The following is an 18,768-nucleotide window of genomic DNA, read 5'->3' as shown; positions in this document are numbered from 1 at the left end:
CGTTGGATTTTTTAAGCCACAAGGACGTAACAAATGAGCAATCGTTTCAAAACTGTCGGTACGGCGAGCACGGTACTTTTTTCAATGCTCATCGCCTGTAATACGTGGGCACAACCGCCACGTGATTACTACGATGGTATGAAAGCAGGGAAGTGCGCACCAAATTCTGAGCGGCTGCATGAACAAGCGGTCGCAGGTGATCTCGACGCGCAGACGCAGTTTGGCAAAGCCATTCAGGAGAACCTCTGCGGGGTGGTTGAGCAGTGGTCTCCGGGTATGCCGGAAGTGTGGTTTCGCAAAGCTGCAGAGCAAGGTAATGCCGAAGCGCAAGTCGGATTGGCTGAGGAACTTCGTTGGGATCGAAGCGTTGAGGGTGAAGACGCAGGTGTTTACTGGGATCTGAAAGCTGCGGAGCAGGGGAACGCCAAAGCGCAGTTCAGTTTGGCGCAGATCTACCATCGCGGTGGCCGATCGATCAAAAATATCAAGGACATGGACAAAGCATTAGCGTACTACCACCAATCCGCCGAAGGCGGATATCCCTCAGCCTACATGCTGCTGGCAAGCCTTTACGAGAAAGGGGACGGAGTTACACAGGATGATGTTGTTGCCGCTCAGTGGTATCGCAAACTGGCTGAAACTGGTGACGACTATGGACAGCTTAACCTCGCGGAGATGATCGCCGCAGGACGTGGTATAGACAAGGATGAAGCGCTAGCTTTTACCTGGTTCGGCAAGTCGGCTGCGCTCGGCAATAAGTACGCGCAGTATGAAATGGCGCAAATGCTTGAACAGGGGCGAGGCACCGTAAAAAACCAACGTGAAGCAGCCAAGCTTTACCGCAAGTCTGCGGATGCCGATTTTGGCAACGCGCAGTTGGCGCTTGGGAAAATGTACGCACAAGGACGTGGCGGGTTGCCAAAAAGCAAATCCAAGGCCGAGTACTGGATGCTCAAAGCAATTGATCGCGGTGCTCCGGGAGCTAAAGAAGAGTTGCAAAAGCTTTAATGTGCAAAGGAAGGGGATCTTGATTTGAAAGAGGGCGATCATAGTATCGCCCTTTTTTTATTTGGATAAATCAGACTTCCTGTCCCCAAGCAGAGAGCGTGATCACTGTGCCTTCGTCTTTTCTATTACTGATTTCAATCTTGTAGGTGCCGCCACCAATATAGCCTTCAACGAGTGCCTTTCTCTGGTTGCCGCTGATTTCGGCATCCTTCGCATGCTGCTGATAGAAGTCGATGACGTCCGCGTACTCTGTAAAAGTCCGGAGAATGACTTCGAACTCATGTTGTGGACGGCCGGCTATTTTATCCCAGTCACCTTCAATCGGCGTGCCCTCCATCCCCGGTGTCGTGAAAACGCCGTGTGCGCCAGCACCTATCAGGTGAGCCCGCTGCGGAAGCATCGCCAGCATGGCTTTGGGAAAGTCGGAAGGTAACTGTGCCGCTGTCCACGCTCCCTGTTCCGGTTTGGTTGCAGCGTATTCAACGCTGGCAATTTTCTGCGCGTTGGCTCGGCGCTCCGGATCATCACTTTCCGCCCATATCGCCATCATCGGAGGCAGTTGTTTACTCCAGCCAATCAAAGATTCGGCATCAGGTTGTTTAGCGCCTTGCGGTTGGAAAATGGTCAGCACGGTTTGCGGGGCATCGTTACAGGTCAAAGCCTCCTCACGCGACTTGACCGCGCAGTGGCCATTGACCAAACCGACAGCGACCAACTGGCCCTTGTCGTTAAGCAACAATGCGCCGCGCTCAAACCCATTGTTGCCATCATCCATGGCAGTAATCATTTTGCTGCCGGCAGGCACGCCGTCCGCAAACGTCGACATTTCCGAATCAAGCGCTTCCAGAACTTGCTGCACAATCATTGTGTTGTCGTTGGTGTAGCTACCGGTCTGATAGCCAAAAAAATCGACCAGTGCAGAGCGCACCGCTGGATCCTGGTTGAGCTTTGGCGCGCGTTCTGCGGCGGATTCGTTTGAAAGTAACAGGGCAGTGGTGCCGTCGGGGCGTTGTTCGGAGCGAAGGGACAGTGCAGTCGCATTGAGGGAGAAGGTGAGGGCGAGGAGGATGGAAAATGGGCGATTCAGGCGTTTCAAGGCTACAGTCCTTTGATTGTTCAGTCCGGGGGGAGTAGAGGTTAAACAACGAGATTTCTCAGGAGCTGCCTGCGCTTCTCTCGTTTTTTCTAAAGCAAATACCAGGATTGTCGGGATTAAAGTTTTTAGTCCTCGTTGAGCCACTCGGCATTTTGCACCATGGCTTCTTCTAGCCACTTATCGAAGCTAGCGTAGGTGGCGTGAAGTTCCCAGTTCTCTGACGCATAAGCATGAATTATCAACACCTGGGGCTGCCCAGAAAAATCATCCCCATCAAAACATGCGATGTCATCATTCGCGTTGAATTTGGCAAATGGGATCAATGTGCGTTTTGGATAAAGCTGTTTGAGTGTTTTGTACCAGTTGTTGATTGTACCTTCGTTGTATACCAGCAGCCACCAAGGCTCGATGTCTGTTTCTGGTTCAATGGATGCAAATTTTATGAAGTTCGCAGGGTATGGGTAGTCAGGCAGGTCATCGATGTTGAGATGGGTTTTCATAAGTGATTAATCACGAGAAGACTACGTTTAGAGCGCGAAAAGGTTCGGGTAAAACCACCTTTGGACAAAATAAAATTTGGCCTGCTCCCCGGTTACGTCTTTGCTATTTAAGTTGGTAGTTGAACTTATCATTCAGTCCAAAGCTTTCATCTTGAATTTTCACTCGATCAAGAATGATTAATATTTTTTTGTATGAGTCGCCCATTAATTTTTCTGAATGGTTTGAATTTGTCCAAATTAATTCAATTGGGCGCTCTATGTCGGTGCTGAGCAGGTCCCAAAGAGCATTAAGGTTGTTTCCGTAGTATTGGGTGACCGAAAAAGAAGATGATATCTGTTTATGGGATTCTTCCTCGGTTGAGATGGATGATCCATCAAGCTGAATTATCATATTAATCTGCTCCACTTTCAGTAGGGGGCGTAATGATCGCTATTGATAAAGCAGTCTGTCATTTGGGCAGTATCCAGGACGGAACCACGTTTGAAACGCGAAACCGTGATCTCTTCCCAGCTCTTTCGGATCACTACAGTTTGGTGTTAGAGCCATCCTGTGGTTGTGGTATTTCTAGCAAGCAAAGTGATGAATTTAAAGCGGTGTTCGCACTTGTAGAGGCTTTTTACTCGTTTTAAAAACTCAGGCTTTCAGTTTTTTATTAGGAACCTTGGTTTTATGATTTTTTTAGTAGGTTTTTGAGTTCAGGGTAACAATCAATTTCTTCATCGGGTAGATTGTCTATGATTCGCTGAATTTTATTAGAGTATTTTTCCTCAATAGCTGCTTCAGTCCAATCAAGTTCGGAAGCTGCGGCGATTGCTACCTCGGAGAACCTAGAGTCAAGAAGTTTTTTTAAAACCTCTATCGCTTCGGGCGATCGCAACTCTCCGAGAGCAGCAGCGCTTCTTTCTTGCCAGTATTCCTCTTTTAAAAGAATTGCTTCATTAAGCTGTTGCCAGTTCATGATGTTAAATTTTCTTAAAACTCCATATGCTACCTGTTCAGTAATGTACTCATTCCAATTTGAGTCTTCATTCGGTCCAAGCCAGTAGTTGTACTCTTCGAAAATCTTGTTCATGTTGTTCAGGGGTGGATCACGTTAAATAGCGAGAAAGAGGGGGGTTTCCAGACGGCAGATCATAGATATAAAACTGCGGTCTGCCCCGTTTAAAATAAGGAATCGTGGTCTATCCCCGTTTTATTCTTTCTGAATAATAAACCATAGTCTGTCCCATTTACGCTATTGTTGTTTAAAGTGGATAATCGCATCGCCATGGGGGAGCAAACAATTCCGGATCGATTTTTAATGTGGCTAGAGATGTGTTGATTTCTTCCTCAGAATCCATGGTTTTAATTTCAGATATGATGATGTCTCTATCGTCAAGTCCGTCGTTTGTATTGATTTTTTCGACGGGTATCGTAAATATTATTAGTGCATATTTGGAGTTTTTTGAGTTGTGAATAAAATCGAAATATTGGTGTGGATCTTCCGTGAATTGATATTTATAAATAGCGTATATTGAAACCCATTTTCTCATTAGTGGGTCTTCGGATGCCATTTCTTGGGCGATATTGTCGTAACCCGTTCCATCAAGACCATACCATACACTTCGTGGGATTTTTTTCTGTTCTGTCATTTTTGACCTTCAAATGGGTTTGGCCAATAGATTCGAATTACTTTTCCATCTTTCGGGTGCAGTTGCAAGTGTGGCATGGCCGCATGTGGGTCAGTAGGGCTATGATTTGCCATATAAACTTTTCGAGTCTCCAAATTTGATACCGGCGTATCATCCCAATGGTAATAGGACTCTTTGCCTTGAGGGGTTTGAAAGTAATCCTTCGCGGTTACCGAGTTGAATTCTTCGGCATTTCTATATCCTTGGCCTACGTATTTCCCTCTGAATAGTTCTTCAGCTTCTGCTCGACTGTTGACGGTTACGTCTTTAGCGCCTTGATCAAGCTGCGCCGAGGCTCTTTTAACGCTAGGACTTGACCAGTCTACATCCGGTAAAGTTGGTTCCTTAGTGTCAATTTTTGCATTTTCAGTCGGTGCCGTGGAGTTTCCTTTCCCCTCACCATCTGGTGGGCACCCATTCAACCCCAGCGGATCCACCCACCCCGTAGGGTTAGGCACGTACTGGTAGCTATTCAAACCACCTGCAAGCTTGATCGGATCCGGCGTTAAAAACCGCCCAGTACTCGGATTGTAGTAGCGGTGTCGGTTGTAATGTAACCCTGTCTCGGCATCGAAATACTGACCCTGGAACCGCAACGGGTTATCGATTTCGCTGACGTCCAGCGCGGCGAGATTACCGTAGGCTCGGTACTTCGCCGACCACATGATTTCACCGCTGTAGTCGGTGAGCTCCTGCGGTGTGCCGAGGTGGTCGAGTTGGTAATAGAACGGCGTTGCTTTACGTGGGCCTTCGCCATCGAGCATCGCCAATGGGCGGAAGCTGCCCGGTTCGTAGATGTAGCTGCGGTAGCGGTTTTCGGCGCTTTCGGCAATCAGGCGTTCGCCTTGCCAAAGGAATTCGGTGATGTGGCCGTCGACGGTTTTTTCTATACGTCGACCGAAGGCATCGTACTTGTAGGTTGCAGTGCTGCCACCCGGCAGGCTAACGCCGATCAAGCGGTGCTGGCAGTCGTAACGATACTCGGTGACGAGTTTCTGTCCTGTGCCACGGCGTTCGCGACTCAGGTTGCCGTACGCGTCGTACTCGTAGTGACGATCACCCTGCATCAGCAGGCGGTTACCTTTGACGTTGGCGAGGTTTGCTGTGCCTTCATTGTTTTGTCCCAGCAGGTTGCCCGCCGGGTCATGGGCGAAGCTTTCCGGAGTAGCACCGCGCACGCTGATGAGTCGATCAAGCGGGTCGTAGTGGTAGCTGCGATTGCCTTTGCGGCTGTCATCAATGCCAGCGAGGTTGCCGTTGGCATCGTAATTATAACGACGCTGGAACAGGTTCTTGTCTCGCTGGCCAACAGTGTGGGCTTGCAGGCGGCCTTGTTCGTCGTACTGGTATTGGCTGAGCAGCAAACCTTGCTGACGTTTTTGTTCGCGCCCAGCGCTGAACTGGTGAGAGGTCAGGCGGGAGCCGTTAAGGTCGATGCTGCTCAGTTGCCCGCCCGGTTGGTGACGGTAATCGAGTTCGCTGCCGTCAGGCAGGCGGCAGTGTTTGAGCTGGCCGACGCTGTCGTATTCGTAGCGCAGGGTGCCCCAACCTTGGTGTTCTTCGATGAGGCGGTCTTGCAGGTCGTATTTGTAGGCGAGCGGCCAATGATCGTCGTCGACGTTGACGAGGCGACCGAGGGCGTCGTAGCCGTAGTGGATTTCTTCGCCATCGGCAAGGGTTTTCACCAGCAGCCGACCAGCAGCATCGCGCTGATACTCAGTGACCAGTTCGCTGCCATCGTCGCCGAACTCGGTTTTCTTCAGCAGTTGCCCGTTGAGGTCATACTCGTAAGCCGTGCGACGACCGTCGAAACCGGTTTCCTGCTGGATCAGGCCGTTGGCGTAGTAGTCGAGGTGGTATTGCTCGCCGCGCTCGTTTTCGATTTCAGTCAGCAGCAGGCGCGAGTTGTCATAGCGATAGCGCAGTTGGCTGCCGTCCGGATTGATACGACGACTGACCAGATGCAGATTTTCGGCATATTCGTACCGAGTGATGCGGCCGAGTTCATCGCGTTCAGCGGTGACATTACCGTAAGCGTTATAGGTAAACGTACGTGTTACGCCGCCCGGCAGCGTGACCTGTGCGAGGCGATTAGCTGCGTCCCACTGGTATTGGGTGATGGCGCCGGACTCTTCCTGGCGGGTGATCTGCCGACCCAGTGCGTCGTAGCGATACTTGCGTTGGCCGCCATCGGGCAGGCGTTCTTCCAGCAACTGGCCGAGGTTGTTCCAGCCGAGTTGATGACGGCTGCCGTCCGGGTGTCGAATCTCCAACAGACGGCCTTGGGAATCGTAGCTGTAGAGCGTGGTGTTGCCGTCCGGATCTGTTTGCTGAGTGATATCGCCCTGACGGTTGCGTTGGTACTTCCAACTCGCTTTGCCGCGATGAACATCGCTGACGAAACCGTTGACGTATTCGTAGGTAGTGGCTTCGTCTTCCGGCGGGATGATGGCGGTCATCAGCCCGTTGTCGTCATAGCGGTATTCGGTGACGGCGCCCAACGGGTCTTTTTCCGCAATCAATCGGCCCTTGTCGTCGTAGGCCTTGAGATGCTGGGCACCGTCCGGGTCAATCTTGCTGATCAGTCGCGCCTGATCATCGTGGGTGTACACCTCTTCGCTGCCGTCGGCGTTGGTGACGGTCACGCTGCCTTTGTCATCCCACGCGTACTGCGCTTCCATCTGCGAGAAGTTGGCCCAGTGACGGGTGCAACGAGAAAGCTTGCCTTCGTTTTCCCACTCCCAGTAGAACGCCGCGCCGCCTGCCAGTTGCCGCTCGAGAATGACGTGCTGTTCGTTGTAGCGATAGCGCTCGGCTTCACCGGCGGCGTTCTTCGCTTCGATTAGGCGATGCTGGGCGTCGTAGCTGTAGGTGACCAGCGTTTGCACCGTATTCCAGGCGTCTTCCAGATTGTCCGCGGGCAGGAACTGCTGATAGTCGACCGCGACAATGTGTTTGCGGTCGTAACGTAGAAGCAGGGCGCGACCGGCGCCGTTGTCGAGGCGTTTGATGCGACCGTGGATGTCGCGTGTAACGTGCAGTCGATTACCGTAGCTGTCGCTGATGGCGATCAGCGTTGCGCCTTTGCTGTTAAAGCGAAAGTGGTAGAACGATGGACGCTTGCCGGCTTGGGCCAGAATCAGTTCCGATGGATCGTCACCGAGGAAAATCGCAGCTTTTGAAAGGCTGTTGCTAATCGCGGGACGTTGTTCACTCGGGAGCGGGAAGGGCGTTGCGCGGTTTTCGTGGTCGGTCCAGATGACTTCATCGCCATTGATATCAATACGATGAGCCAAGGCATGGCTCCAGCCATAACCCAGCCCGCAATCAATTTCCACGGCACTGGTTCTGTAGAGACGCGTCCACTCAAACGGCAGTAGCCCGTCGAGTTGACCGTCGGTGAGCGTCAACAGCTCTTCACCGGTCACCATCGAAACCGGGCACCCGTTAGTGCAAGTCTCGGCGGCAGGTTCTGCACTTTTGTCGGCAGGTGTCTTCGCTTGCTTGGAAGCATCGTCAGCTATTTTACCGTCCGCAAGTTTCGCGTTTTTCTTCCCATCAAAACGCAACTCGGAAATGCCATTTCTCACCTTGGCCGTCACACCCCGCGCCGCAACAGCGGTGTATTTCGCGACGTACTCCATAAAGCCATTGATGATCTTGAACAGCGACTTCACGAAACCGACGACGGCGTTGAGGACAAGCTCACCGTACTTCTTCAAGCGGGCGATCAGGTAGATAACGCCGGTGCCTTCAGCCGCAATGGTGAGTACCACGCCAATCACGATGTCGATGGCGATACCGACCACCATTGCCGTGGTGGCTTTCGCGATGTCGCCCGCCATCTTCATCGGCGGCAGGGCTGCCAACCAGATCACGGCACTGCGTACCAGCAGGAACAGCGCGGCTTCGTCGCTGGCCAGCAACATGGCCTTTTTCATGATGTCCGGCGAGCTTTTGGCAACTTTGATCAGTTCATCTGCACCCGCGCCAAGATCCTTCGCGAACTTGCCCGGATCCTGCAGGATATCGAGCACCTGATTGATGCCATCCCACACACCCTTTATCGCCTCCCAGCCACCTTCAAGAATGCCGGTGCCAATCGCCATCGCGGTGCCCGAGGTGGAAAGGTTCGACCATTGCGGTTTGAACCCGGCCCACTCTTTGCGAAGAAAACCTTCGAGGTCTGCGGTCACGCCGCTGTAGGAGCTGAAGAGGGCATCGATTTGTGCCGGCGTCACTTCGTTATGAACGCGGATCTCGTAGAACTTGCCTGGAATACCGCCGGTCCAGGCGGCTTTGCCTTGAGCGTCGAGTTTGACCTTGCTGACTGCACCACCCTCAACGGCGACGATCTCGACTTCGATTTCGCCGATAGGAATGTCGTAAACCGACTCGAATTTACTTTCGATCAGCAACGGACCCTTGAGCGGGCACTGCGCCACGTTCGAGGTAAAGTTGCCGTCGGTCATGCTCACCGCTTTGCTGGTGTCGCCAACCTTGATCACTCGCTCCATGCCAAGCAGTGAGGGCAGGTCAGCGGCCCGACTGGCCTTGTCGGCGACCCTTGCGTACCAGGTTTTGGTTTGTTCCTGATACAGCTTCAGACTGTCCTTGAAGGTGTTCAGTTGGTTGTCAACAAAGGCAACGCGATCCATCAGCCTTGCTCCAGAATCAGGTGGTTTAACAGTGCTTCTTTAAGGTTTTTTGGAGCATCTGGCCGGCGCACGAAACGGCTGATTTTCAGCCTCAGGTTGCTCTCGGGCCAAACGGTGTAGATGTCCGGGCGGTCTTCTTCCAGCCACTGCATCAAGTTGCTGATCAGCGTCGTCGGATTTTCCTTGGCCAAGCCATCCAATAACGGCTTGGGCACTTCCCACCAAGGCCAATCTTTCACCTTCGGCACAACCCGCGTCCCAACCTCCAGCGTCTGCCCATTAATCAGATACCGCTCAAACACCGGCAGCACCTCCCCAGCCTTGTCCCCCAGTTCATGCAGAATCGGGTAGATATGCCGCCCATCCCAAAACCGGAAAAACACCTCAGTCCCGTCAGGCATCTTCACCTGCGTCAGGCTGCGCAGATGCTCGAACACTTCGTTCGGCTCCGAGCGCGATACCGCCAGCCAACCCCAATCGAGGGCGTCGGTTTCGGCGATCCATGGCAAGAATGCCGAGTTGCCCTTGAGTTCGGTGACGTAGGGCATCACCGGTTGCCAGGTGGAGTAGGGCGTGCCGCCCCAGATCGGCAAGAGTTGGGCGGTGGGTTCGGTGAGGTAGAGGTTTTTCAGCGCGTCGGAATCACTCGCCGCACTAATAACCAAATACAAACGCTCGCCAGTCTGCAACGGCTGTTGCGCCAGCCAATCCTTGGGCGTAATTCGATCAGATGGCACAGGCACCTGCCTTGCATTTTTCGCATTCTTCGCAGAATGGCGCGTTGCGTTTGAGGGTGTTGATCTGGGCCGGGGTGAGGACTTGGCCGGCTTTGTCAGCGTCGGCCTGTTTCAGTACGCCGGGTATCAATGGCGCCGCACCGGTGCCGCTCCCCGGCCCACCGCCGGAGTTCATGTTGATCACCGGCCCACTCATGGTCACGCCGCCAGCATCAATCTTGATAAAGCTGCCACCACCGATCAGGGTCAGTTCGGCGCCAGCCTCCATCACCACTTTCATGCCGCTGCTGAGATGGATTTCCTGCCCCGCGTCGATGAACTGCCCAGTGCCGATCTTGATGTGCTGGTTCACGCCCACGGTGAGGTGGTCGTTGGCGCGGGCTTCGACTTTGCGGTCTTCGTAGACGGTGTGGTGTTCTTCCGCCTTGAATTCGCTGTAGCTGTTCTTTTCAACGGTGTCGTGGCGTTCGTTGCCGACGCGAATTTTCTGGTCGTGTTCGATGTTTTCGTCCCAGTCGCGCTGGGCGTGCAGGTAGATCTGCTCCTGACCTTTTTTGTCCTCGATGCGCAGTTCGTTGTAGCCGCCACCGCCCATCGAACTCAGGGTCTTGAAGGTGCTGCGGGTCTTGTTTGCCGGCAGTGGATAGGGGACGGTGTTTTCCTTGTGATACAGGCAGCCGCTGATCAATGGCTGGTCGGGGTCGCCTTCAAGGAAGGTGACGAGCACTTCCATACCGATGCGCGGGATGGCGATGCCGCCGTACTGGGCGCCGGCCCAGGCGGAGGAGACGCGCAGCCAGCAACTGGTCTTGTCGTCGGCCTGGCCTTCGCGGTCCCAGTGGAACTGGACTTTGACGCGGCCGTATTCGTCGCAGTTGATTTCTTCGCCTTTGGGGCCGGTGACCACGGCGCTCTGGCTGCCGAGAATGCGTGGTTTCGGGTGGCGCAGGGGCGGGCGGTTTGGCACGTCCCATGGCGTGGCCTGAAAGCGGTTGCGGTAGCCCTGATGGAAATCGTCTTTGAGCGCGGTGGTGTCGCTGGTCACCGACTCTTCGAGGACTTGCGGCTGTTTGCCTTCGTGGAGGACTTCGGTGAGCAGCCAGAGGTCGTTCCATTTGGCTTTCGGGTGCGCGGTCAGCGCGAGGAAATGGCCGCTGACCAGCAACGGCTGATCGCTCTTGCCTTCGGCCAGCTGGAAGTCGCTGCGATGGCGTTCGAGGGCACGTTTGGCCAGGTGTTTGCCGCGCTCGCGGTCGACGAAGCGGCCGGGATAATCGTAATCCTCGAGGTCGGGCAGGGCGTCGCCACGGTTTTCGCTTTCGAGGGTGATGCGCGGTTTTTCGAAGTCGTAATCGCGGCGCGTGGTGCGGCTGGTACGGGTTTCCAGGCGCAGGTCGAAGCGCTTGATCACCGGGTCGCTGGCGACCATGCCGGAGTCTTGCTGATAGGCCACGGGCGCCAGTTTCGGGAACACCGTCTGGTCATCGCCGAAGATCAGTTTGTGCGCCGTGGCGGTGTGTTCGAAGTGGTAGTGGATACCTTCTTCTTCGCACAGGCGCTGGATGAAATGCAGGTCCGACTCATCGTATTGCACGCAGTAAACGCGCTCGGGATAAATCGAACCGGTCTTGAATTCGTAGGCGTTGCTTTGAATGCCGTGTTCTTCGAGGACCTTGCCGATGATTTTCGGCACCGTGAGGTTCTGGAAGATGCGTTGGTTGATGCGGTGCGCCAAGTAGGACAGCTGCGGACGCAGGGTCAGCGAATAGCGCGTCAGGCGTTTGCCCGAATCGCCTTGCGCGGCGCGATAGATCTGGCCGTGGATGCCGCTGCCGTCGGGCGACAGTTGCAGGAAGGCCGGTTTGTGCAGCAGGGTTTCGAGGTCCAGCGACGGCTGCTCACTGACCAGCTCCACCTCAAAGACAAAAGGCTGGCTGATGGCTTCCCGGCCTTGCAGGGTAAATACCTGAAAGTCGGCGGAAAGGCCTTCGATGGTCAGGGCAAAGTGGGTTTCATTGGCCGGCGCGAACATCCGTTGTTCCTCGTGCTGTCACAAAAATCTGGAGTTGCGAAAACAACATCGACCAGCAGAGCTGGCCGATGCTTGTAACGATCAGCCGTAATTAAACGACTGGAGCACGCCAGTCATCGGAACCCGAAGTACCGGATACTTCGTGGGTCCAGGTGATTTTGCGGTAGGTGAACTGCACTTCTTCCAGGTGGGTGAAGTGCGAGTTGCCTGGATCCTGGCAGTTGTGCATTTTGTTGTTGATGGCGACGATGATCGCGTCTTCCAGTTTGGTGGTGTAGTAGTGCTCTTGGGTACCTTGAGCCGAAGTACGGAACCACTGGATAACGATTTCGCTCATGCGCTCGCCGGAGGTCAGAGCGGCTTGCAGCAGAGGCGAAGCCTTGTCGTAGACCTTGGTGATCACAACTGGCTTGTGAACGCGCTGACCGGTTGGCTGACCGGATTGCGGGTCACGCGGGATGATCACGTCGTGGCTGAAAGCCTGAACCATGACCTGGTCTTCGTGGCCTTCCTGGTAGGTGTTGCCTACGGAGTCAGCGGTGAATGCGCCTGCAGTGATCAGGCCTTGTTTTTCGCCGGTAACCGACATGTACGCTGGTGTTGCCATGGGGTGCTCTCCTTGCGGATAAATTTAGGGTGCCCGGGGCGAAATCGCCCGGTGGGTGCCTGTTTCTTATCAAGGAGCGTGCCAACAAATGCGGCGCCCTTATGGATCAAGGGGATAGCGGTTTTTTGCCGGCGATTCTGCGAAAAAAGCAGGGAGGCGAAGTTAAAAGTGCGCAAGAAGTTGCGCAGTACTGCGCAACTTCTTGCGCACTTGGCTGCAGGCCACGTCTGGCGAGGCTTCCAGCGCGTTTTACCGGGTTTTTTTGAAAACAAGTGCGCAACTTCTTGCGCAGTTGGCCAGAGGCCAGCTTTGATCCGGTTGAAACGATCCGTCGCTCCTCAGGGTCAATCACTGACACCCGCGCCATTGGCGTCTGCACACCCCCCAAATCGAGTGAGAACGACATGAAAATCCTGATGGTTCTGACGTCCCACGATCAACTGGGCAATACCGGCAAGAAAACCGGCTTCTGGCTGGAGGAATTCGCCGCGCCATATTACGTGTTCAAGGATGCTGGCGCGCAACTGACATTGGCGTCGCCCAAGGGCGGTCAACCGCCGCTGGATCCGAAGAGTGACGAGCCGGATGCGCAAACCGCCGCCACCGAACGTTTTCGCAAAGACTCGGCGGCTCAATCGGCTTTGGCTGCGACGGTCAAACTGGATTCGGTAAAAGCTGCGGATTTCGATGCGGTGTTCTATCCGGGCGGGCACGGCCCGCTGTGGGATCTGGCCGAGGATCGCCATTCGATCGCGTTGATCGAGGCTTTCTACAACAGTGGCAAACCGGTTGCGGCGGTGTGCCACGCGCCGGGTGTGCTGCGCCATGCCAAGGGTGCGGACGGCCAGCCGTTGGTCAAAGGCAAACAGGTGACCGGGTTTACCAACAGCGAGGAAGAGGCGGTGCAGTTGACTAAAGTCGTGCCGTTTCTGGTGGAAGATGAGCTCAAGGCCAAGGGCGGGATTTTCTCGAAAGGTGCGGATTGGTCGAATTATACCCGTGAGGATGGGTTGCTGCTGACGGGGCAGAATCCGGCTTCTTCTGAAGAGACGGCGTTGGCGTTGTTGTCGCGGTTGCGTTGATGGCGATTAAAAGATCGCAGCCTGCGGCAGCTCCTGCAGGAGGCGGTTGGCTGCGATCTTTGTGGTGGTTATTTTGAGATGGCGGCAAGGCATTCGTCGAGTGAGCGTTGTTGTGTTTCGGCATACAACTGAAGCTCATCAATAGTTGTTCGTCCCAGAGCCTGTTCGAAGGCTTGGCGGTTGGAGTGTTCGCCATAGTGTGTTTGGGCAGCGTCGCCGAGGTTTGATTGAAAAATCCCTGCTGCGCTGACCGGCAGGAAATCTTCGTACACCAGCGGCTCCGCTTTCACATGGCCATCGCGGAGCAAATCCTCCAGCGAGGTCTGCGCAAGACTACCTGCCGCGAGGCCTTTTTCCGTGGCGAAATAGCGAAAATACGCCAGCCCTTGCTCGCGCATGCCTTCGATGCTGTCAGGAAATTCGCCAAAGTGCTGCGTCATCAGCGCGTTGTAGCGTGCGGCGTTGCCTTCGTTGGGGAAGTCTCCCAGTTCATCTCGTGCGGCATTCAGCAAACGGTCGTACAACGCGCGGCCCTTGGGTGTAAGCGCCGCGCCGCGTTGTTCGATTTCGCCGAAGCGCGCGCTGTGGCTGCCACGGGTCTGGTTCTGGTCGGTGAAGGCGATGGGCTCGTCCAGCGCCTTGAAACTGGTCTGGCGCAACAGGATCGGGCACTGCCGACGCGGCGGGCCTTCGATGACTGCTTTCGGCGTAATGCCATGCGCCGGCATCTGTGCCTGGACGATGTCGATGTCGAGGGTGCGCGGCGTCAGGTGGTTGATGTGCGGGCCTTTGAACGCCACCACGTCGGCGATCAAGCGGTGCTGGGCACTCAGCGTCTGATACTGCGCAGCGCTGACCGTTGCGCTGTGATGCCAGCGAAAGGTCTCCAGTGCCTGTAGGACAAACTCCTCAGACTCGTCAGCGTTCAAGCCTCCGATGGTTTCGGCGCGCTCGATCAGGTGCAGCGCGGCGGGGGTGAAGATCGTTCGCTTGGCCAGCACCGATTCGGCGAAGGCGCGCAGCTCAGGGTCTTTAATCAATTCCAGGCGCAGTAACGAGGTAAACACTCGAAATGGACTGATTTGCAGCGCGTCCTCATGCACCGCGCGAAATGCCGTGGAATGCACCGGCACACCCGCTGGCGTGAGGTCGTAATAACCCACCGGTTGCATGCCCATCACTGCAAACAGGCGGGCGAGGGTGGCCAGTTCACTGGCGGTGCCGACGCGAATCGCGCCATGGCGTTCCATGTCCAGCCGTTCGATTTCCCCGCTGTTGTGCAGTTGCGCAGCGATCTGCGGCTCGCGTTCGAGCACGTCGTGATTGGTCTGCTCGACCAGTTGCAGTAGCGCGCCATACAGCGGCACTTCTTCGCGGTACATGTCTGACATCGCTTTGGAGAAGCGTTGGCGGATCAGGTCAGGGCTGACGAAAGGCTGCACGGTCATGAAAAAAATTCCTGCCACGGTCACGTAAAGGATGCTGGAAAAGATCGCAGCCTTCGCTGACGTCGGCAAACGAAGAATCCTACGAACTTCATTCTGCCAATGACTGATCCCGTGTCCTGTCAGTGCACCTGTTGCCCGAGAAACTGCCGATACAGGCGCGCAGTGCTGGCCGGATGTTCGACCATCGGCATGTGCCCCACGCCTTCCCAGACTTCCACCTGCAGATTGGCGATGCCTTTGCTCCAGATCGGCACACTGCTGACGTCGATCAAGCGGTCTTTGCGCCCCCAGAGCAGGAGTGCCGGGCATTTGATGTCGGCCAGTTTCGGCTCCATCGGCGGGCTGGCGCGAAAGTCGCGGAAGATTTCTTCGAGATCATCGCGTTGTTGTTCGTAACGCTGGGCGATGGCGTCTAGCACCAGGCCGGGCACCCATGGCGGCGACGCCATGGTCATCGCATAAAAACGCCGGAATTCTTCGCGGGAGTTGATCAGGAACGGGTTATGCCCGCGTGCCAGATGGCGCTCCATGTCGCTGACTTCCGGCGCCGTGACGCCAGCGGGGTCGATCAATGCCACCGAGGCAATCCGCTCCGGGTAAGTCGCCGCCAGCCATGCGGCGATGTAGCCGCCCATCGAGTTGCCGATGACATGGACTTTCTCCACGCCGCAGACGTCGAGCAGTTGAATCATGCGTTTGGCCTGCAGCGGAATGTCGTAGCCGCCGCCGGCCTTGAAGCCGGTTTCACCGTGGCCGGCGAGGTCCGGGATGATCACCCGATACTGGCGGACAAAATGCCGCGAGAATCGCAGCCAGAGGTTTTTTTCGGCGCTGTAACCGTGCAGCATCAGGATCGCGCTGGCGGCTTCGTAAGGCCCGCCTTGCCAGGTCGAAACAGTCATTTCGGCGATCGGCACTTCGATCTTGTGCAATTTGTACAGCTTGGCCTCGACGGCCATGCTCAGGTCATACAGCCAATGACCGACCGCCGGATAACTCAACCAGCTCCAGGCCACAAAAACCGCGAGGGCAACAAACAGCAAAAGCATCGACGTCTTCCTTTTACGTGTTCAGGAGAAAATGTGGTCGGCCGGTTTCAGCGCCCGGGTCAACCGGTGATAACTGAAACTGAAGCCGGGAAACATTGCGATCACATGACCGCTCTTGCTTTGGTACCAACTGTGGCAGCCGCCGGACTTCCAGACCGTGCGCTGCATTTCCCGATGAATCATTGCAGTGTAGGTACGTTCCGCTTCGGGGCGTACTTCGATGCTGCTCAGACCTTTGGCCTGCACGGTGCGAATGCAGTCGAGGATGTAGTTCATCTGCGATTCGATGATGAACAGCGCCGAAGTGTGGCCAATGCCGGTGTTGGGGCCGGTGATGAAAAACAGATTGGGAAAACCCGGCAGACTGGTGCCGAGGTAGGCACGCGGATACTCGGCCCAGACGTCTCTGAGTTGCACGGCGTTTTTTCCGCTGACCGGGTAGGAAATTACCCCGTCAGTGGCGTCGTAACCGGTCGACCAGACGATCAGGTCAACATCGATGTGCTGGCCGTCCGTGGTGTTGATTCCACTTTCATCGAGCGACGCGATGCCTTGTTCGCGGGTATGCAGCATCACATTGGCGCGGGTCAGCGCCGGGTAATAGGTGTTCGAGAGCAGGACCCGTTTGCAGCCGATGGTGAAGTCCGGCGTGAGTTTGGCCCGCATCACCGGGTCCGGTACCTGACGTTCTAGCAGGCGCATGGCCTGACGTTGCACCATGTGGATCGCCGGTCGCGAATATTTGAAGGCGATCACCCGGGTTTCGAATTGCCAGTAGATCAACCAGCGCAGCAGTTTGTAGGCCGGTTTCAAACCAAGCAGCCAACGCTGGAACGCGCCGAAGCGGCGGTCGGCACGCGGCAACAGCCAATGCGCGGTGCGCTGGAACACGTGCAACTGCTCGACCTGCGGCGCAATCGTCGGAATGACCTGCACGGCGCTGGCGCCGCTACCGACAATCGCCACGCGTTTACCGCGGTAGTCGTAGCTGTGATCCCAATTGTTGGTATGAAATGTCTTGCCCTGGAAGCGATCCTGGCCAGGAATCTGTGGGATGACCGGCTGACTCAGCGGCCCGCTGGCATTGATCAGGAACTGCGCGTAGAACGTGCCTTTGCTGGCGGTGTGCACGGCCCAGCGTTTTTCCGTGTCGTCCCATTCGACGCGCTCGACGTTGGCTTGCAGTTCCACGCGCTCACGCAGGTTGAATTGCTCGATCACATGTTCGGTGTAGCGGTGCAGTTCGGCCTGCTCGGCAAACATCTGAGACCAGCGGTATGGCGCGAACGACAGCGAATACAGCGGCGACGGCACGTCTACGGCGGCGCCGGGGTAGGTGTTCTGGCACCAGGTGCCGCCGAAGAAGTCCCTGCGCTCGAGCAGGCGAAAATCCTCGATACCGGCCTTGAGCAGGTTGACCGCCGCGCACTGGCCGCCAAATCCACTGCCGATGATCAACACTTGGTAGGTCTGCATGGGCCTCCTTCTTATAGTTGTTTTTCCGTTTTAGTCCTTTCATGTATAGCCAAATATTCGCCCTGTAGGAGCTGACGAGTGAAACGAGGCTGCGATCTTTTGATTTGGATTTTGAAGATCAAAAGATCGCAGCCTCGTTTCACTCGACAGCTCCTACGGGACAGGGGAGGTTGTTAAGGGGGCGCTGGCCGGTGATGGCTATTTAACGTCGCCCTGATAGACTTCCAACACATCCGTCCTACGGTGCGCAGGTTCCGTCGAGTGTCGAGGCCCTTATGGGAAACACGGGAGGAAAGGGACTTTCATTGGCCAGGAGGCTTTATACATCGCGGACCCTCGGGCTGGCTCTGGGGCTCATGTGCGTGAGCGTGGCGATGTACCCGCTCGATCCGCCGCTGTGGGTGTGGGCACTGATGCTGTTCAACGGTCTGGTGTGGCCGCATCTGGCCTTTCAATGGGCGCGCCGTTCAAGCGTGCCTTACCACGCCGAACACCGAAACCTGTTGGTCGACTCCTTTCTCGGTGGCTTCTGGGTCGCCGCCATGCATTTCAATCCGCTGCCCAGTGCCACGACTGTGTCGATGATGGCGATGAACAACGTTGCCATCGGCGGGCTGCGTTTTCTCTTGGCCGGGGCGGCGGCGCAGATTCTCGGCGTCGGTGTCGGGCTGGTGGTGTTTGCCCCGGCATTCATCCCGCAGACCTCGCCCTTGCAGCTGTATGCCTGCCTTCCGTTACTGATGCTGTATCCGCTGGCATTGGGCTGGATCTGCTTTCGTCAGGCGTACACCCTTGGCCAGCATAAGCGTGAATTGCTGGCGTTGAGCCGTACCGACAGCCTCACCGGTTTGCTCAATCATGGCGCCTGGAAGGATCAGTTGGAGATCGCTTTCCAGCGCTGCAAACGGCAGCAGCAGGGCGCGGCGATTGCCTTGATCGACATTGATCACTTCAAGTCGATCAACGACACCTACGGCCACGTCGCCGGCGACATTGTGTTGCGACAACTGAGCAAGATGCTCCGGCAGAACCTGCGCGCCACCGACGTGGCCGGGCGTTATGGCGGTGATGAATTCTGCGTGATTCTTCCAGAGCTGCCGCTGTTCAACGCTGCCCAGGCAATGGAGGCGTTACGCGAGCGTTTTGCCACGCTGGGTTATGAGCAGAATCCAGCGTTGAAAGTCAGTTTGAGCATTGGTCTGGCGGCTTACGATCCGTCGCACGCCGACGCGACGCGCTGGCTCAACGATGCCGATCAGGCATTGTATGAAGCGAAGGCGAGCGGCCGTAACCGGGTGATCTGCAATTGCGACAAACCCCGACGCGAACTGCTCGACTCAGTCTGACCTAATCCCCCCTGTAGGAGCTGCCGCAGGCTGCGATCTTTTCGCTCTTTTTAAAAAA

15 protein-coding genes are annotated in these 18,768 nt (G+C 55.7%); 3 read left to right on the top strand and 12 right to left on the bottom strand.

Annotated elements, in window-relative coordinates; all coding sequences use genetic code 11:
• The first annotated feature begins 33 nt into the window (after positions 1 to 33).
• Positions 34 to 1,008, top strand: coding sequence for a tetratricopeptide repeat protein (locus tag C2E19_RS19240; RefSeq protein WP_129394638.1), 975 nt, complete (start codon positions 34 to 36; stop codon positions 1,006 to 1,008).
• A gap of 70 nt (positions 1,009 to 1,078) precedes the next feature.
• Here C2E19_RS19240 and C2E19_RS19235 read toward each other — a convergent pair whose 3' ends face one another.
• From C2E19_RS19235 to C2E19_RS19195, 9 genes are all read right to left on the bottom strand, one after another.
• Positions 1,079 to 2,104: a hypothetical protein gene (locus C2E19_RS19235; protein ID WP_129394637.1), complete on the bottom strand. Its 1,026-nt coding sequence runs from the start codon at positions 2,102 to 2,104 to the stop codon at positions 1,079 to 1,081.
• Positions 2,105 to 2,229: 125 nt separating this feature from the next.
• On the bottom strand, positions 2,230 to 2,604 hold the full coding sequence (locus C2E19_RS19230) for an SMI1/KNR4 family protein (protein ID WP_129394636.1): 375 nt from the start codon (positions 2,602 to 2,604) through the stop codon (positions 2,230 to 2,232).
• A gap of 103 nt (positions 2,605 to 2,707) precedes the next feature.
• Positions 2,708 to 2,995, bottom strand: coding sequence for a barstar family protein (locus C2E19_RS19225; RefSeq protein WP_174823940.1), 288 nt, complete (start codon positions 2,993 to 2,995; stop codon positions 2,708 to 2,710).
• A 277-nt stretch (positions 2,996 to 3,272) separates the two neighbouring features.
• A complete protein-coding gene (locus tag C2E19_RS19220; protein ID WP_129394635.1) occupies positions 3,273 to 3,677 on the bottom strand; it encodes a HEAT repeat domain-containing protein in 405 nt (134 codons plus the stop codon).
• Between the two features lie 172 nt (positions 3,678 to 3,849).
• Positions 3,850 to 4,236: a hypothetical protein gene (locus C2E19_RS19215; RefSeq protein WP_129394634.1), complete on the bottom strand. Its 387-nt coding sequence runs from the start codon at positions 4,234 to 4,236 to the stop codon at positions 3,850 to 3,852.
• Positions 4,233 to 8,933, bottom strand: a complete 4,701-nt coding sequence (locus C2E19_RS19210) for an RHS repeat-associated core domain-containing protein (RefSeq protein WP_256661222.1) — start codon at positions 8,931 to 8,933, stop codon at positions 4,233 to 4,235. Before C2E19_RS19210 ends, C2E19_RS19215 begins: the two co-directional genes overlap by 4 nt.
• Positions 8,933 to 9,670: a DUF4123 domain-containing protein gene (locus C2E19_RS19205; protein WP_129394633.1), complete on the bottom strand. Its 738-nt coding sequence runs from the start codon at positions 9,668 to 9,670 to the stop codon at positions 8,933 to 8,935. Before C2E19_RS19205 ends, C2E19_RS19210 begins: the two co-directional genes overlap by 1 nt.
• A complete protein-coding gene (gene tssI, locus C2E19_RS19200) occupies positions 9,660 to 11,702 on the bottom strand; it encodes a type VI secretion system tip protein TssI/VgrG (protein ID WP_129394632.1) in 2,043 nt (680 codons plus the stop codon). Before tssI ends, C2E19_RS19205 begins: the two co-directional genes overlap by 11 nt.
• Positions 11,703 to 11,793: 91 nt before the next feature.
• The gene (locus C2E19_RS19195; protein WP_007919523.1) at positions 11,794 to 12,309 is read right to left on the bottom strand and encodes an Hcp family type VI secretion system effector; all 516 of its coding nucleotides are present in this window, start codon (positions 12,307 to 12,309) and stop codon (positions 11,794 to 11,796) included.
• 404 nt (positions 12,310 to 12,713) lie between these two features.
• Between C2E19_RS19195 and C2E19_RS19190 the strand changes: the two genes are divergently transcribed.
• Positions 12,714 to 13,391 (top strand): type 1 glutamine amidotransferase domain-containing protein, encoded by a 678-nt coding sequence (locus C2E19_RS19190; RefSeq protein WP_129394631.1) that lies wholly within the window; start codon positions 12,714 to 12,716, stop codon positions 13,389 to 13,391.
• A gap of 68 nt (positions 13,392 to 13,459) precedes the next feature.
• Here the strand turns inward: C2E19_RS19190 and C2E19_RS19185 are convergent, their stop codons facing one another.
• The 3 genes from C2E19_RS19185 to C2E19_RS19175 all read right to left on the bottom strand — a co-directional run bounded on the left by C2E19_RS19185 (position 13,460) and on the right by C2E19_RS19175 (position 17,364).
• Positions 13,460 to 14,839 carry a VOC family protein gene (locus C2E19_RS19185; protein ID WP_129394630.1) on the bottom strand — a complete coding sequence of 460 codons (1,380 nt, stop codon included), beginning with the start codon at positions 14,837 to 14,839 and terminating at the stop codon, positions 13,460 to 13,462.
• A 119-nt stretch (positions 14,840 to 14,958) separates the two neighbouring features.
• Positions 14,959 to 15,888, bottom strand: coding sequence for an alpha/beta fold hydrolase (locus C2E19_RS19180; protein ID WP_129394629.1), 930 nt, complete (start codon positions 15,886 to 15,888; stop codon positions 14,959 to 14,961).
• A 21-nt stretch (positions 15,889 to 15,909) separates the two neighbouring features.
• Complete coding sequence (locus C2E19_RS19175) at positions 15,910 to 17,364, bottom strand: NAD(P)/FAD-dependent oxidoreductase (protein WP_129394628.1); 1,455 nt, start codon at positions 17,362 to 17,364, stop codon at positions 15,910 to 15,912.
• Positions 17,365 to 17,639: 275 nt separating this feature from the next.
• Between C2E19_RS19175 and C2E19_RS19170 the strand changes: the two genes are divergently transcribed.
• Positions 17,640 to 18,710: a diguanylate cyclase gene (locus C2E19_RS19170; protein ID WP_129394627.1), complete on the top strand. Its 1,071-nt coding sequence runs from the start codon at positions 17,640 to 17,642 to the stop codon at positions 18,708 to 18,710.
• Positions 18,711 to 18,768: the final 58 nt, after the last annotated feature.

The sequence above is a fragment of the Pseudomonas sp. DTU12.3 genome (assembly GCF_004124275.1).
GTDB classification, from domain to species: domain Bacteria; phylum Pseudomonadota; class Gammaproteobacteria; order Pseudomonadales; family Pseudomonadaceae; genus Aquipseudomonas; species Aquipseudomonas helmanticensis.
Note: the sequence above shows the minus strand (reverse complement) of the source record. Positions and strands in the feature narration are given on the sequence as shown.

What these genes read in the sequence shown, in the direction of transcription:
- C2E19_RS19230 (WP_129394636.1), bottom strand. Translation starts at nt 2,604, where the DNA reads ATGAAAACCCATCTCAACATCGATGACCTGCCTGACTACCCATACCCT.
- C2E19_RS19185 (WP_129394630.1), bottom strand. Translation starts at nt 14,839, where the DNA reads ATGACCGTGCAGCCTTTCGTCAGCCCTGACCTGATCCGCCAACGCTTC.
- C2E19_RS19225 (WP_174823940.1), bottom strand. Translation starts at nt 2,995, where the DNA reads ATGATAATTCAGCTTGATGGATCATCCATCTCAACCGAGGAAGAATCC.
- C2E19_RS19175 (WP_129394628.1), bottom strand. Translation starts at nt 17,364, where the DNA reads ATGCAGACCTACCAAGTGTTGATCATCGGCAGTGGATTTGGCGGCCAG.
- tssI (WP_129394632.1), bottom strand. Translation starts at nt 11,702, where the DNA reads ATGTTCGCGCCGGCCAATGAAACCCACTTTGCCCTGACCATCGAAGGC.
- C2E19_RS19240 (WP_129394638.1), top strand. Translation starts at nt 34, where the DNA reads ATGAGCAATCGTTTCAAAACTGTCGGTACGGCGAGCACGGTACTTTTT.
- C2E19_RS19190 (WP_129394631.1), top strand. Translation starts at nt 12,714, where the DNA reads ATGAAAATCCTGATGGTTCTGACGTCCCACGATCAACTGGGCAATACC.
- C2E19_RS19210 (WP_256661222.1), bottom strand. Translation starts at nt 8,933, where the DNA reads ATGGATCGCGTTGCCTTTGTTGACAACCAACTGAACACCTTCAAGGAC.
- C2E19_RS19220 (WP_129394635.1), bottom strand. Translation starts at nt 3,677, where the DNA reads ATGAACAAGATTTTCGAAGAGTACAACTACTGGCTTGGACCGAATGAA.
- C2E19_RS19170 (WP_129394627.1), top strand. Translation starts at nt 17,640, where the DNA reads ATGGGAAACACGGGAGGAAAGGGACTTTCATTGGCCAGGAGGCTTTAT.
- C2E19_RS19195 (WP_007919523.1), bottom strand. Translation starts at nt 12,309, where the DNA reads ATGGCAACACCAGCGTACATGTCGGTTACCGGCGAAAAACAAGGCCTG.
- C2E19_RS19180 (WP_129394629.1), bottom strand. Translation starts at nt 15,888, where the DNA reads ATGCTTTTGCTGTTTGTTGCCCTCGCGGTTTTTGTGGCCTGGAGCTGG.
- C2E19_RS19215 (WP_129394634.1), bottom strand. Translation starts at nt 4,236, where the DNA reads ATGACAGAACAGAAAAAAATCCCACGAAGTGTATGGTATGGTCTTGAT.